The organism is Streptomyces sp. NPDC041191 (assembly GCF_055591945.1).
Map to the genome: position 1 here is coordinate 42336 of NZ_JBVIZC010000011.1, position 14001 is coordinate 56336.

The window sequence follows — 14001 nt, forward strand, 5'->3', positions numbered from 1 at the left end:
CTCAGCCTTTCGTCGGGTCGGGAAGGCCGGGACGGCACCAGACGGACATCTCGCAGGTCCGGCAGTGGGGGCCCGGGCGGGCGACCGCGGTGGTGTCCGCGTGCCAGTCGGAGGCCAGGGACCGCACGACCCGGCGTGCCGAGGTGCGGATCTCGGCGTCGAAGGGGTCGATGACGGTGAGCCGGGCGCCACGCGGTCCGAGGACCTCCAGCTCCACCCGCGCGGCGGAGACGTCCTCACCGACGACCGGGCTGGTGCTGAGCAGGACGGCGAGCGCGAGTTGCGGCCGTTCGCGCAGGACATCGGTTTCCGGCGGAGGGTCTCGCCGGGCGTCCGTCTTCGTCTCCCGGTAGACCCAGGAGGAGCCGTCGAGGTAGAGCGTGTCGGTCTTGGCGAGCACCACCACGTCGGCGTCGGTGTCGTGCACCACGAGGGTGCGTTCGTGGACCAGTTCGCTGACGGTGGAGAGTCCGTACGGGCAGTGACGGGCGTGCGCGGCGATCATCCGCGCGCCGAGATCCGCCTGGTCGGATGGGACCGTCCAGCGTCCCGCCGACCAGGGGGCCCGGCCGTCGGGGGCGTCGTCGGGGCGGCAGGCGAGTCCGGGGTGGGCCTCGTGGCACTGCTGGATCCAGGCGTGCACGGCGTGGCCGCGGACGACGTGCGGGGTGAGGGCGCGGGCCTCGGGGTCCGGCAGCCGGAGCCGGCGCAGCCGCTCCCTGGCGGGGCAGCTCTCGTCGCGGTCCGGACGGCCGGCGTACGAACGCCCGTTGGTGACCGACCACGTGCGGCGCGGCCGGTTCCGCTCCTTGATGTCCAGGAGGCCACCGAGGCGGGGCAGAGCGGGGCAGCTGGGCGCGTATTTGCAGTCCTCGCAGTCGTGGCCGGGGAGGAAGGTGCCGGCGGAGACGGCGGCGGTCAACCTCGGGAGGCCGTGGGCGGTATAGCGCCGGGCCACGTCCTCGGGACCTTCGGAGAGCACCTCGCGCCGTTCGCCGTCGAGGCAGCTCACCTCGGTGATCCTCACCTCTTCGGGCTTTCGTCGGGCCGCTTCGCCGACGTCCCGCACGGGCCGGGCCGCATCGCTCCAGTGGAAGCGGTCCGGTAAGCGGTGCGGCTCACCGAAGGCCACGACCTGCGCGGCCGCCGCGAGGTCGGCCCGTTCGGCGTGTCCGACGCGCTCCACGGCTTCCCGGTCCGGCCCGCCCAGTCCCCTGGCGACCGGTACGCGCAGTTCGCGCACCCGGCCGTCCGCCGAGGCGTACGGGCGTCCCCAGACGCACTGTTCGTAGCGCCGGGCACCGCGGCCGTCGGGTTTCTTGAGCCGGGTGACGAGCACCCAGGAGTAGGGGACCGGCCGCAGGCCCGGGGGGCTGTTCTCCAGGTAGCGGTCGAGGGCGGAGCGGGTCCAGGAGGCGAGTCCCGGATCGGCCCGGGGGCGTTCTCGGGTGGCTGCCAGGGCCCTGCGGAGGGCTTCCTCGGGGTCGACGTCCTCGTACTCGATCAGGTCGAGCGTCTCCCCGAGCGGCCCGAGGTTGAAGCCCTCCCGAGGGTCGGCCTTGTACCCGGGGAGCGGGCCCTGGGCCAGCTTGATCCCGGTTCGGGCCTTCAGCGCCCCCTTGTAGGGGCAACTGCCATGGGCGTTCGGGCGGAGGAAAGATCCCGCGAACACGCGGATCAGTCCGCTGGTCCACGTGCTCTCACGGGGTGGCGTCCACACAGTCATGCGATCTCCAGGGCATCGACCTTGAGGGGTTCCCATGGGAGCACTTTTTTGTGAAAGGAGTCAACGCACTCTTTCGAGTGACTTGAATCAACACTCACGAGGGCTATGATTCTTGAGAGGCGTCCTGCGAGGAGGAACACCATGACGAACGGGGCCACGGTCACCGCGACCGAGATCGCCCGTATCGCCGGGGTCGGGCCGGCGGCGGTGAGCAACTGGCGCCGGAGGTACGCGGAGTTTCCCACTCCTGTGGGCGGTACGGCGGCGAGTCCGCAGTTCTCCCTGCCGGAAGTGGTGGATTGGCTCGAAGCCCACGGTCGGCCGGTGCACCTCTCGCCGGTCGACGAGGTGTGGCGGGCCATGAACGCCCTGCGGGACCCGGGACGGCCCGGCGGAATACTCGCCGCGGTCGGGTTCCGCCTGCTCGGCGAGGAGCCGCCCCGGCACTCCGGCCGGACGGAGGCGGACGCCGCCGGCCTGCCCATGGACCTGGGCGTCCATGTCGACGCGCTCGGAGATCGGCTCGGCGCGGCCGAAGCGTTCGAAGCGCTGCTCAGCCGCTGGACGGAGGCGCATGCCCGCCAGGTGGAGGTGACCCCCGTCCCGGTGGCGTCACTGATGTGCGCCCTGGCCAGCTCCGCAGACGGCGCGGCTCCCGACTCCGTGCTGGACCCCGCGTGCGGGACGGGCGGACTCCTGCTCCAGGCCGCGGAGAACGGCGCCGTCTCCCTGCTCGGTCAGGAGGTCCAGCCCGACCTCGCCGAGGTCGCGGATGTGCGACTGCGGCTCCACGGGCACCACGACGTCACCGTGGTCACGGGCGATTCCCTCCTGGAGGACGCCCACGACGCCGCACGGGTGCGGGGCATCGTCTGCAACCTCCCGTCCGGCCAGCGGGACTGGGGCCGCTCGAAGCTGGGGTACGACAACCGGTGGACCTACGGTCTGCCCCCGAAGGGGGAGCCCGAACTCGCCTGGGTCCAGCATGCCCTGGCCCATCTGGACGGCGGCGGCAGCGCGGTCTTCCTGATGCCCGCCGCGGCAGCGGCCAGGCCCTCGGGCCGCCGCATCCGAGCCGAGCTGGTGCGACGCGGGGCACTGCGCGCGGTCGTGGCCCTGCCGTCCGGCTCCGCCTCCACCCACTCCCTGGGAACCCATCTCTGGATCGCTCGGCCGAGCAACGAGCCCTCCTCCCCCGACGTACTCTTCGTCGATGCCGAACCGCTGATCGAAGCGGCTCCGGAGAACCATGCCGCCGGCACGGACTGGAAGGCCGTACACACCGCCGTGACCGAGGCGTGGCGGCGCTTCCGGACGGGAGCGGAGCTCGACCCGGCCGTCTCCAGCGCGGTCCCCGTCATCGAACTCCTCGACCAGGAAGTGGATATCACCCCCGCGCGCCACGTCCGCACGGACCCCGGTGAGACCTTCGATCCGGCACAGCTGGAGGAGGACCGGACCCGCTGGCGCCGGACGCTGGCCGGATTGACGGACGTCCTCCCCACGGTGAGGGAGGTCCCGGTGGCCGACCCGCAGGTGCTCGTCTCGCTGGAGGACCTCACCCGCTCCGGTGCCCTGCGGATGTGGCGCGGCTCCTCCGCCAGGGAAGCGTCCGACGGGGTGGAAGCGCGGGTCCCGCTCCTCAGCCTGATCGACGGGCAGTCCCACACGCCGCCGGGCCGCTGGACGTACGCCCCCGAGACCGAGCGCATCCGCGAGGGGGACGTCCTGGTGTTCGCCGGCTCACCGCAGGGCGCGCGTCCTGCGGTTCCGCAGGAGTACGGTGCCGCGGCCGGCCAAGGCATCACCGTCCTGCGTCCCGAACAGGAGTCACTGGACTCCTGGTTCCTGGCCGGAGCGCTGACCGGAGGACCCGGGGCAGGACGCTCCGGAAGCTCGACGGGAACCACCGGGCGGCCGAGCCGCCTCGATCCGGGGCGTGTCTTCCTCCCGGTCCGGGAGCCGGCCGAGCAGCAACGGATCGGTCGGGCCTTCCGGGACATCGCGCGGCTCGACGAACTTCTGGACGAGGCCGCCGAACACGGTCGCCGCGTCGCCCGCCGCCTGGCGGACGCGCTGGCCGCCGGGCTGGCAGACCCGATCGACGACGACAGGCGGGGCTGAGGCGCCGTGGGAAGAGGCCGACGGCATGTTTGAGATTCGGCAGGGTCACGTCCTGAACTCCCGCTACCGGCTCGACGGACCCCTGCGTGCCGGTGGCATGGGGATGGTCTGGCGGGCGTACGACGTGAGGCTCAGTCGCGTGGTCGCGGTGAAGTTCGCGAACCCCGCTGCGGCCCTGACCCTCCAGGGCCGGGACGAGATGCTGAAGCGCTTCCAGCAGGAGGCCGGGGTAGCGGCACGATTCACGAACACCGAGGTGGCGTCGGTCTACGACGTCGGAGAGGAACACGGACACTTCTACCTCGTCATGGAACTCGTCCAGGGCTCGACCCTGGACGAACTGATGGAGGAGTGCGGGCCGCTCGAACTCTCCGTGGCCGCCAGCATCATCGTGCCCATCTGCTCCGTCCTCGCGGCGGCCCATCGCGCGGGCATCGTGCACCGCGACCTGAAGCCCTCCAACGTGATGGTCTCCGAACAGGGCCACACCAAGGTCTTGGACTTCGGCATCGCCCGGGTGGAGGGCGCCGCCATTGACACTAAGCTGACCAGAACGGGAAGGAATCCGGGAAGTCCCGGGTACATGTCGCCCGAGCAGTACGAGGGCAAACAGGTCACCGGAAGGTCCGACCTCTACGCCCTGGGTTGCCTGCTGTACAAGATGCTCGCGGACCGCCCGGTCTTTCTTCAGGACGACGAGTTCGTGCTCCGCCACATGCACACCACCGTCACCCCCGACGCACTGGGCGGGTTGCGCGAGGGGCTGCCAGAAGCGGTACTGGACCTCGTCGACCGGCTGCTCGCCAAGGACCCGGCGGACCGCCCCGCCAGCGCGGACGAGGTCAACGAGATCCTCCGTGTCTACCTGCCCGCCAACGGTGACGCCCCGCCGGACGACTATGTCTTCCCGGACCCCACCCGTCCCTTCCGCCTGCCGTTCGCACCCGAGGAGGTGCCGCTGACCGGACCTCGGGTAGAGCTGCCCGGCACCGTTTCCCGCACGTACCGACCGAGGGCCGACGCCAAGGACCTCCACCACGAGGTGCGACGCCTGCTCGGGACGGAGCCGGCGAAGGCGGTCGACCTGCTCAGGGAACGCCTGCCGGACCTGGCGGATCAGTACGGCCTGCGCGCCCACGAAGTGCTGGACCTCCGCTTCGACCTGGCCGAGGCCCTGCTCGCCCAGGTCGACCGCGAGGCGGCCAGAGACCTCTACACGGCGATCCGGCAGGACACCGCCGATGTGGACGGACTGGAGGTGTACCGGACCCGGGCGGAGGAGGGCATCGCTCGATGCGGCTGACGGGGCCGGGCGGTCACGACTCCGCCGCCACGGCCTCGGCCCGCTCCTCAGCCCGGTCCGCCCACCCCGCGATCCTGCGGCTGACGCGGTCGAGAGCGTCCCGTACCTCTTTCACCTGAGGGGGGTCCCAGCCCTCTTGGGCGACGAAGCTCGGCCCGCCCTCCTCCACGGGCACACCCGCCATCCCATCCACGTCCCTGCGCAGCCTGTCGACGCTCTCCCGCACACACGCCCAGCTCACGGAGGCGGCCTTGCCACCCACCCGGGAGTCTTCGAGCGGCACCGGCCCGCCGCTGTAGGCGTGGCGCACCAGTGCGTCCGTGAGGACCCGCGGCCGGCCCTCGCTCGTGAGCAGGGGGCTGCCGCTCTCGTCCACCTCGTGGAGGCGTTCGCCCGCCCGTCCTGCCCGGACGACCTCGTATGCCTGGAGGATTCCGCGCCGCCGGGACAGCATGGCCCGCAGCACCGTCGCGGCCCCTCGGTCGTCCTCCTCCTCCCCGCCGCCGAAAACCTCGCGCTGCAGGGCCATCGGCTCGGCCATCGCCATGTGGTAGGCCGCCTTCACCGCGAGTTCGGTCTGCGCGGGGCCGAGTCTGCCGCTGTCGCCCAGGCCCTGGTCCGCTTCGGCCAGGGCCGCGTCACGCAGCTTCTCCAGGGCTCGGTCGCCCGCTCCGGGCCCCTCCCACCGCACCTCGGCTCGCAGTTCCTCGATCTCCGGCAGCCGGTACGCGCGCTGGAGCACCGCGCGCCGCGGACGGACGAACTTGGCGTCGTCGCTCAATCCGGTGCGCACCGGGCGCAGAATCAGCTCCACGGCGACATCGACGCGCTCCTCCCGCTTCGGCCGCTGCTTCGCGGTCAGGGACCGGATGCCCTCGTTGACCCGGCGCGCGGTCCTGACCCCGCCGCCCAGCAGCGAGCGGACGATCTCTTCCGCACGGATGTCCAGTTCATGGTTCAGCCCGGCCGCCTTCACCTCCTCCCGGGAGATGGTTCCGGAGAACCAGCGCTTCTCCGTCTCCGTGATGTGGGCTGTGGCGGACCGTCCCGGCTCGGCGAGGCTGTCGAGGACGGCGTCCGCCTTCGCCTCGTTCTCCACGGCCGGCCCGTAGGGGCGCGGCGGACGGATGTGGGTGAGGCCGATGAAGTTGCGTACCGCCGTGTGGAACATCTGTCCCGTGCGGGTGTCGGGACGAAACCCGACGACTACGCGGGCGGGAACGCTGAGCGCACGCACCTTGCTCCGCTCGTCCTCGGTGAGCTCTGGCCACCCCTGCTTCCGCACCAGCCGGGCCCAGCGGCTGATCTCACCACGAAGCTTCCGGTCGTCGGCACCCCACTCGTACGCGATCTTCGACGGCTGGTAGTCGAGGAGTTCGTGCACCGCGCTGATCCGGCTCGACCCGTCGGCCGCGATAAGCAGCGCGCAGTCGGGATGACCGTTCTCGTGCACCACCGTCAGGGGTACCACGGTCAGCGGCTGGAGAACCCCCTCGACGGCGATGTCCTGGGCCAGAGGGTTGTCCCGAACCAGCCGCCCCTTCGCGTCCTCCAAGCGTTGGGCAAGCCTGGACGGCGTCTCGGCGTGCATCTCCAACCCAGCGGCGTCACCCGGGGCCGACCGTGGTTCTACCAGCGTGGGCCGTCGCGTTCCCAGGCCCGACAGGGCGTACTGGCGGTGCCCGTACTCCCGGGGGTTCGCGGGATGGGGCAGTACGGTCGCCGACCACAGCCGCGTCTCCGCGATCAACAAGGTCCCGCCCTGAACCCTCAGTTCGGCGGGGTCCGCAAGTCTCCGTCGCATGTCGTCCGGACGCACAGCGGCCCGGGCCATCGCGCGCACCCCGCCCTCCGTGAGTCCGTGCCCGCGCAGGGCGGCGGCGAGGTTGTCGACCGCCGCTGTGCGGGGCAGCGTCCAAGGTGCGGGCTGCCACCCCGGGACCACTTCCTCTTCCACCACTCCGTCCGGGCTCGCAGGATCCTCAGCCATGGGCGATGACCTCCGTGATGCGGTCCACGAGAAGCAACGCCCGTGTCGCCTGCCTGTGGTTCTCGCGCGGGGACGGCGGGTTGCCCGCAGCCCGAGTCAGACGTGCGGCGTATTCGCTGAGCGCTGCCCGCACCTGGTACCACCCCTCCAGGGTGAGCGGGATACTGTACAGCCGCTCGCCGTGGACGTTGACGACATCACAGTGCTCCTCGCGCTCCGAGATAGCTGCCCACCGCGCCGCCATACGGCCGAGGGTGACCACCGAGCGGTCGTCCGTCGGGATGCCGGGCACGTCAACGGCCCGGCAATCCCGGGCCGCTTGGTGCAACACGGCGGTCACAAGGCTGACCTGTGCCTGGTCGAGGGGGATGAAGAAGGTGTTGGTCGTCTCCGTCACGGGACCGCGCTCCGCTGGGTCGGCCGATGTCTCATCGGCGTTGGCGCCTGGCTTGCCCGACCACGGGTGTGTCGGACAGAGCGAGAGAACGCGGGCGTACCCGACCGCCGACCTCCACCCGTGTCGGTCTGGGGCGGGAAAGAAATCCACAGACCTCTGGTGCCGCGCGGACCGCACACCATCCGGCCCTGGGGAGGAGGCGGTGAGCAGCCTCATTCCCGAGGAGCGCGGCAAGACGACACGACGGCTCGGAACCTGAGGACCGAGCGGGCCATGCCGCCATGGTGTCGGACACCGGGCGGGTCGCTCGGGCGGGACTGTAATCACGCGAACACGCATCGTGCAAGCCCACCTCTGTGTGCTGTGGGAAGCCCTGGTGTCTCGCAGCCATGCGGAGGCCGGGTCCGCTCGGTTCGACACTCACTCGATGGACCGTTACCGGTGCCGTCTTTGGACGTGATCTCGGTGAACGGTGGCTAGGTCGACCACTCTCGCTGTAAGGAAACTCTGCGTCTGATTGCGCCATTGCCCGAAGAGGTGAGCGCTGCCATTGCTTTTTGCCATGATGAAGCTCGACCTGCGAAACGGCGATACCACTGCTGCGTGACCCGAGTCCACGTCGACCGGTGACAGTTCCTTTGAAGGGCTTGGTCACCGGCCGACGTGAGCGAGCGGTCAGGCCGCAGCCGCCTCCCGTCCCCTGCGCGTCCGCCGGTGGAAGATCTCGTCGAAGGTGGCTCGGGCGCCCGTGGGGTCGATGTAGTGCATGGCCAGGAGGGCGGCGATGACGGCGCCGACGAGGTCGTTCTGGACCTCGGGCCAGGCGTGGTCGTCGCCGCAGGTGGTGAGGCCCTTCAGGCCGTGGAGGGCGTGCATGGCCTCGCCGGCCTCCTCGGCGACCTTGCCGACCTGGAGGCTCTTGAGCTCCTCGTCGGGCAGGTGGGCGCCGGCCGCTCGGCAGACGGCGGAGAGCTTCTCGATGTCGTCCCACAGGGTGTCCACGGTGGACCTCCGGTTGCTAGGGCGGTTATTCCTGGGCGGGGCGTCCGAGCTGGCGCACGGTCCATCCGGCCATGCGCCAGGCGTCGGCGTCGATGAGGTTGCGGAGGTCGACGAGGACCGGGTCCGCGACCAGGGGAGCGAGGGCTTTGGGGTCGGCCTCGCGGAAGTGGGGCCACTCGGTGGCCAGGACGATCAGCTCGGCGTCCCGGACGGAGTCGTCGAGGGTGTCGGCGTAGTCGAGTTCGGGGTTGCGGCGCAGCGCGGTGTGCACGGCGTGGGGGTCGTGGACGGTGACGGTGGCGCCGCGCTGGTGCATCAGGGCGGCCACCGCCAGGGCGGGGGATTCGCGGACGTCGTCGGTGCCGGCCTTGAAGGAGGCGCCCCAGACGGTGACGCGGACGCCGTCGACCGGCCGTCCGAGGGTCTGCTCGATGAGCTTCAGGGCGGCGGTGGGGCGGGACTCGTTGACCTCTTCGGCAGCCCGCAGGAGGGTCGCGGCCTCGATGGCACCGAGGGTGCGGGCGGAGGCGGTGAAGGCGCGGACGTCTTTGGGGAGGCAGCCGCCGCCGTAACCGGGTCCGGCGTTCAGGCCGCCGCGGCCGATGCGCGGGTCGAGGCCGATGGCCTCGGTGAGCTGCTGGACGTCGGCTCCGGCCGCGGCGCACATGTCGGCGACGCCGTTGATGAAGGAGATCTTCATGCCGAGGTAGGCATTGGCGGCGCCCTTGATGAGTTCGGCGGTGGCGGGGTCGGTGACGAACAGCGGGATGCCGTTCGCCAGGAGGGGCGCGTAGACCTCGCGTACGGCGTCCTCCGCGCGGGGCGAGGGGACGCCGACGACGATCCGGTCGGGCCGCAGGGTGTCGTCGATGGCGTGGCCCTCGCGCAGGAACTCGGGGTTCCAGACGACCTGCACCTCCTCGCCGGCCGGGGAGAGCCGGGCGAGGAGGGCGGCGAGGTCGCGGGTGGTGCCGACGGTGACCGTCGACTTGCCGATGATGACGGTCGGGCGGGTCAGGTGCGGAGCGAGGGCGCGGGCGGCGCCGAAGACCTGGCCGGTGTCGTAGCTCCGTCCGTCGGCGTCGATCGGAGTGCCCACGGCGAGGAAGTGGACGTCGGCGAACTCGGCGGCCTCGACCAGGCTTGTGGTGAAGCGCAGCCGCCCGGAGGCGGTGTGGGCGGCGAGGAGTTCGGGCAGCCCCTCCTCGTAGATGGGGCTCTCGCCGGCGTTGAGTCGGTCGATCCTCGCCTGGTCCAGGTCCACGCCGATGACCTCGTGGCCGATCTCGGCCATGGCAGCGGCGTGCGGGATGCCCAGGTGGCCGCAGCCGATGACGGATACGCGCATGGGGCCGACGCTCCTTTCCCTGTTCTCGCCCACCCGGGGAGTCCGGGCCGGCCGGGTGCGTCACGCTAGCGCCCGCACCCGGCGCGACCCTCTTCGTGCAGGTGAATCAACCGGTCTTCTGCTTCAGGAGGTTGACGAGCGCGGGTAGCGCCTCGGCGGCGGTCGCCCGGCACACCAGGTCACCGTCCTGGGGCCCTTCCAGCGGGTACGGCAGGAACGCGCCGTCGTGCCAGAAGCCTTCCGGGTCCAGGTGGACGACCTTCATTCCGCGTTCGCGGGCACGGGCCTGGACCCTGCGCCGGTCGGCGTGCAGGCCGACCACCAGGAGGGCCTTGACGCCGTCGGCCCACTCGACGTCGGGCACGGCCTGGTCGTACCGGCGCACGAAGCACTCGTCGAGCCCGGCGCGGGCGGCCAGGACGTCGAAGTTGTGAGTGATGACCGGCCCGACGAGGTGGCCGGCGTCCTTCAGTTCCTTCAGCGCCCACAGGGCCGGGGTCGGCTCGGCCAGGAAGCAGGCGCGGAACATCTCCACGAACTCCGCCGTCTTCTCCTCCGGCTCGGTCAGCACCTCGTGCAGCAGGGTGTCCGCGGCCGGGGAGAGGGTGAAGCGGTGCTCGCGCGGCTCGTGGCCCTGCCGGTCGGTGACCCGGTAGATCTCGTGGAGCCGGTGCAGGGGCGGGATGCCCGCCTCGACCGACGTACCGCAGCCGATCTCCACCTGGAACGGCCGAAGGTCCCCGAGCACGGACAGGTCCGGTATCCGCGTGGCCGCCCCCGGCCGGTCCTTGACCCGGATCCCGGTGGACAGCACGTTCCACGGGAGCTGCCGGACCGAGGGCGGGGGCGCGTACGCGGCGGAGGTGATCCGCACGTCGAGCGTCCGGTAGCCGTCCGGGAGCGCGCGTCCGGCGGCGGCGTCCTGCGGGTGGACGTCGTGCTCGGTGATCCGGCACCTCAGGTCCCGGCGCGTCCAGAAGGCACCGCCCGGCGCCGTCTTCCAGCCGCCGACGGCGAGCGAGGCCCGCAGGGCGTCGTGGTGGGCGGTGATCTCCCCGGCCGGGGCGGACGCGGAGTGGTAGAGGTACAGGTCGGTCAGGCCGATCGCCGGGGCGGCGGTCGTCGGCACCAGGCCGTACCGGTACCGGTAGTGGATGATCCGCCGCCGGGCGTCCCCGGAGTCCGCCCAGCCGGACTGGCCAGCGGTGGCCTTCTCCTGGGTGCGGCGCCAGATGCCCTCCTCGACGTAGCGGGGGCGGTCGGCGTCGCCGAAGTACGTCTTCCAGATCTGCTGCTGATCGGGGTCGAGCTGGTCGACGACGATGTACGGGATGTCCACGAACCCTCCCTGGGGAATCACGCGTGGATGTTCCAGGACCGTGCGAGAGGTACGAGCCGCCCCGCCCCCGGCAGCCGAAGCCACGGGGGCCGCACGGGAGCGGGGCGGTTTCCTGCGCGCCGCCCGGACGGGAGGGCGGCGTGGAGGGCTCCGGCGGCCGGGCACGGGGAGGCGGCTCGGGCGCAGGAGCGATCTCAGTGGCCGGAGGCGGGTCTCAGCGGCCGGGGGCGAGGTGGGGCAGGCTCGCGTCCGGAGCCGCGACGGCGGGCCGGTGACTCATGTCGCCGATGAGCTGGACGGCCTGGTCGCGAAGGGCCCAGGCCGACCCCACCAGACCGGCGAGGGCCAGGAACGCGAGCGCGAACCGATCACTCCGTACGAGGGTGGCAGACCGCGCCTGACGGCGATGGGTCCCGCTCACGAGGTGCCGCCCAGCGCGTTCTCGTGCGTGTCGAGGAGGCGGCTGGTCTGCGCGTACAACCGCTCCAGCTCCACCGAGGTGAGGACGAGGGCCGCCTCGCAGGTCGAGCCGTCCTCGAAGTGGAACTCGACGGGCACCGAGCCCTGGCGGGCGCGCGGGTCGTAGATCGCGTCGCGGCCGGGCGTCAGCGTCGCGTGGGTAGCCCGCGCCGGTACCGGGCGCAGCGTCGTACCGTCCGCCGGCGCGGCCCAGGCGGGCCCGCCGCCGGGCGGACGCAGGTGGTAGGTCGTGGCGGAACCCTCGCCCGGCAGCGCGACCACGACGCCGACACGGCCGTCCCGGTCGGTGTCGGCGGCGAGGTCTCCGAGCTGGGGGAGGAAGGGAGCCGCTGCCCCTAACACGGCTCCCTGCGAGGGGAGATGGGGAAGAAGTCGTCCGGTCATGTCCCGAAGGTAGGGACGGGAGAGCCCCTGAATATGAGCCGGAGGAATACGACCCCTGTCCGCCTCCCGTCCGCCCCTATCCGTCCAGGTGGAAGCGGTCGGACATGCGCCGAAGCTTCTCGCGCGTGGCGGTCCGCTCGGAATAGACGATGCCGCGGAGCGTCGAACGGGCGATGGGGTGGTTCCGTACGAGCTGGGGTGCGATCCGCTCGGCCCGTTCCAGCTCGCCGAGGGCCTTGTCCCGGTTGCCGTCCCACAGCCACGCCCGCGCGATGTCCATGTGGTGGTGGCCCTGGCGGGAGTGGGGCAGCGCCCCGACCAGCTCGGGGCTGGTGCGGCGGTTGATCTCAAGGGCCCTGCCCTGCTCGCCCATCTCCAGGGCGACGCTGATCGCGTGGATCTGCACGTTCCCGGCGGAGAACGTCAGCGAGTGCCGGTCGTACACCGGCGCCCCGGCGTACGCGTCCATTCGCTCGGCGGCGTCCTTCGCGTACCCGATCCGGTCCTCCGCCTCCGAGGCGCGGCCGGCACGGGCGGCCGAGACCGCCGCCCGGAGCTGGAGGGTTCCCCAGGCCCGTACGGCCAGCGGGTCACCGTCCTCGTACGCCTGCTGCACCGATCCGATCGCCTTGTCCGAGAGGGTCAGCGCGTCCGCCCAGTCGGCCGTCGCCCACATGTCCCAGACCCGCATCCAGTCCGCGACCGCCGGCAGCACCGGGTCACCGGAAAGGCGCGCCGACCACGCGGCCCGCTCGCAGGCCATCGCCACCAGCTCGGGGTGGCCGAGGGAGTGGGCGGCGGTGTGGGCGAACTTGCAGCACACCGCGTAGATCGCGTACGCCTCCTCCCGCCCGTGCCCCTCCGAGACCTCCGCCAGGGCCCGGGCCTCGCGGAACAGGTCGGGCAGGATGCGGAGGATCGCCACGTTGGAGGCGGTGTCCCGCAGCCGGTGCAGCCGCGTCACCTCCCGCCACAACTGCGGTGCCGGCCGGGGCGTACCGTCGAAGACGGGGGCGAGGTCGTAGCGGCGTAGCTCGCGCAGGATCGAGGAGGCGGCGACCTGCCACTGGTTGTCGTCAGGGGAGCTGCTGTACGGGCGCCCGATCAGGTCGTTCGGATGGACGTGCAGCTCGGCGGCCACCTGGTTGAGCAGCCCGACCCGGTCCAGCTCGATCAGGCCCCGCTCCATCTTCGACACCCAGCCCTGCGACTTGCCCAGGGCCGTCGCCAGGTCGGCCTGCGGCATCCCGAGCCGCAGCCTCGCCCTGCGAACGCGCCGACCGATCTCCTCGGCTTCCTCCAGCATCAGGACACCTCCCCAACCGTCGGACGTCCGTGCGGGGTGCGCCGGTCTGTCCGTGCAGAGTTCGTCACCAGCACGGTACCGAGGACGCGGCTCGGCCGTGAGGCACTCGCGGAGCCGCCCGGTGCCGCGACGGGCGGCCGTCCGTGGAAGGGCCGGCACCTCGTCTGCCCGATCAGGACGCCTCGGGGTCCGCCCTGCGCGGGTGTGGTGTCGCGGGGCGCCCCCGCTTCCGTACGCCCGAAGGGCCGGGGTGCTCCGGGTAGACGCCGGGGCCGCCCTCGGAAACGACGGAGCGCCCCGCCCGGCCGAAGCCGATCGGGGCGCTCCCCTGCGGGCCGGAGGGTTTCCCCTCCCCCGCCACACGTAGGCCGTGTGGGACTCGAACCCACAACCAACGGATTAAAAGTCCGCTGCTCTGACCAATTGAGCTAACGGCCCGTGGACAAGCACACCCGTGCAGCATAGCCCGAGTGATCCCCGGAGCCGATCGGGTATCCGACACCGGTCGCGCCGCGCGCCTCTCCGCGCGCCGCCCCCGGTCCTCCCGGGCGTCCCCAGGCCCTCCCGGGAACCCCGTCCCGGTCCTCCCGGACGCCGTCCCG

General features: G+C 71.9%; 11 protein-coding genes and 1 tRNA gene. 2 read left to right on the forward strand and 10 right to left on the reverse strand.

Annotated elements, in window-relative coordinates; genetic code table 11:
- Position 1 precedes the first annotated feature (1 nt).
- Positions 2–1726: a PD-(D/E)XK nuclease family protein gene (locus tag ACZ6AQ_RS21985; protein WP_468761565.1), complete on the reverse strand. Its 1725-nt coding sequence runs from the start codon at positions 1724–1726 to the stop codon at positions 2–4.
- Positions 1727–1867: 141 nt separating this feature from the next.
- Here ACZ6AQ_RS21985 and ACZ6AQ_RS21990 point away from each other — a divergent pair, with 141 nt between their 5' ends.
- Both ACZ6AQ_RS21990 and ACZ6AQ_RS21995 read left to right on the forward strand, forming a co-directional pair.
- A complete protein-coding gene (locus tag ACZ6AQ_RS21990) occupies positions 1868–3850 on the forward strand; it encodes an HsdM family class I SAM-dependent methyltransferase (RefSeq protein WP_468761567.1) in 1983 nt (660 codons plus the stop codon).
- A 25-nt stretch (positions 3851–3875) separates the two neighbouring features.
- The gene (locus ACZ6AQ_RS21995; RefSeq protein ID WP_468761569.1) at positions 3876–5153 is read left to right on the forward strand and encodes a serine/threonine-protein kinase; all 1278 of its coding nucleotides are present in this window, start codon (positions 3876–3878) and stop codon (positions 5151–5153) included.
- Between the two features lie 13 nt (positions 5154–5166).
- Here the strand turns inward: ACZ6AQ_RS21995 and ACZ6AQ_RS22000 are convergent, their stop codons facing one another.
- The 9 genes from ACZ6AQ_RS22000 to ACZ6AQ_RS22040 all read right to left on the reverse strand — a co-directional run bounded on the left by ACZ6AQ_RS22000 (position 5167) and on the right by ACZ6AQ_RS22040 (position 13837).
- Entirely contained in the window at positions 5167–6708 is a 1542-nt protein-coding gene (locus ACZ6AQ_RS22000; protein WP_468761571.1) for a hypothetical protein, read from the reverse strand.
- A 427-nt stretch (positions 6709–7135) separates the two neighbouring features.
- Positions 7136–7540, reverse strand: a complete 405-nt coding sequence (locus ACZ6AQ_RS22005) for a hypothetical protein (protein ID WP_468761573.1) — start codon at positions 7538–7540, stop codon at positions 7136–7138.
- A 675-nt stretch (positions 7541–8215) separates the two neighbouring features.
- Complete coding sequence (locus tag ACZ6AQ_RS22010) at positions 8216–8542, reverse strand: MazG-like family protein (protein WP_258790188.1); 327 nt, start codon at positions 8540–8542, stop codon at positions 8216–8218.
- Positions 8543–8567: 25 nt separating this feature from the next.
- Positions 8568–9890 (reverse strand): UDP-glucose dehydrogenase family protein, encoded by a 1323-nt coding sequence (locus tag ACZ6AQ_RS22015; RefSeq protein WP_468761575.1) that lies wholly within the window; start codon positions 9888–9890, stop codon positions 8568–8570.
- A gap of 106 nt (positions 9891–9996) precedes the next feature.
- The gene (locus ACZ6AQ_RS22020) at positions 9997–11229 is read right to left on the reverse strand and encodes an SIR2 family protein (protein ID WP_468761899.1); all 1233 of its coding nucleotides are present in this window, start codon (positions 11227–11229) and stop codon (positions 9997–9999) included.
- Between the two features lie 214 nt (positions 11230–11443).
- Entirely contained in the window at positions 11444–11650 is a 207-nt protein-coding gene (locus ACZ6AQ_RS22025; protein ID WP_468761577.1) for a hypothetical protein, read from the reverse strand.
- Entirely contained in the window at positions 11647–12051 is a 405-nt protein-coding gene (locus ACZ6AQ_RS22030; RefSeq protein WP_468761579.1) for a hypothetical protein, read from the reverse strand. The genes ACZ6AQ_RS22025 and ACZ6AQ_RS22030 overlap by 4 nt, the downstream gene beginning before the upstream one ends.
- A gap of 118 nt (positions 12052–12169) precedes the next feature.
- Positions 12170–13399 (reverse strand): helix-turn-helix domain-containing protein, encoded by a 1230-nt coding sequence (locus ACZ6AQ_RS22035; RefSeq protein ID WP_468761581.1) that lies wholly within the window; start codon positions 13397–13399, stop codon positions 12170–12172.
- A 364-nt stretch (positions 13400–13763) separates the two neighbouring features.
- A tRNA-Lys gene (locus ACZ6AQ_RS22040) sits at positions 13764–13837 on the reverse strand.
- Between the last annotated feature and the right edge of the window lie 164 nt (positions 13838–14001).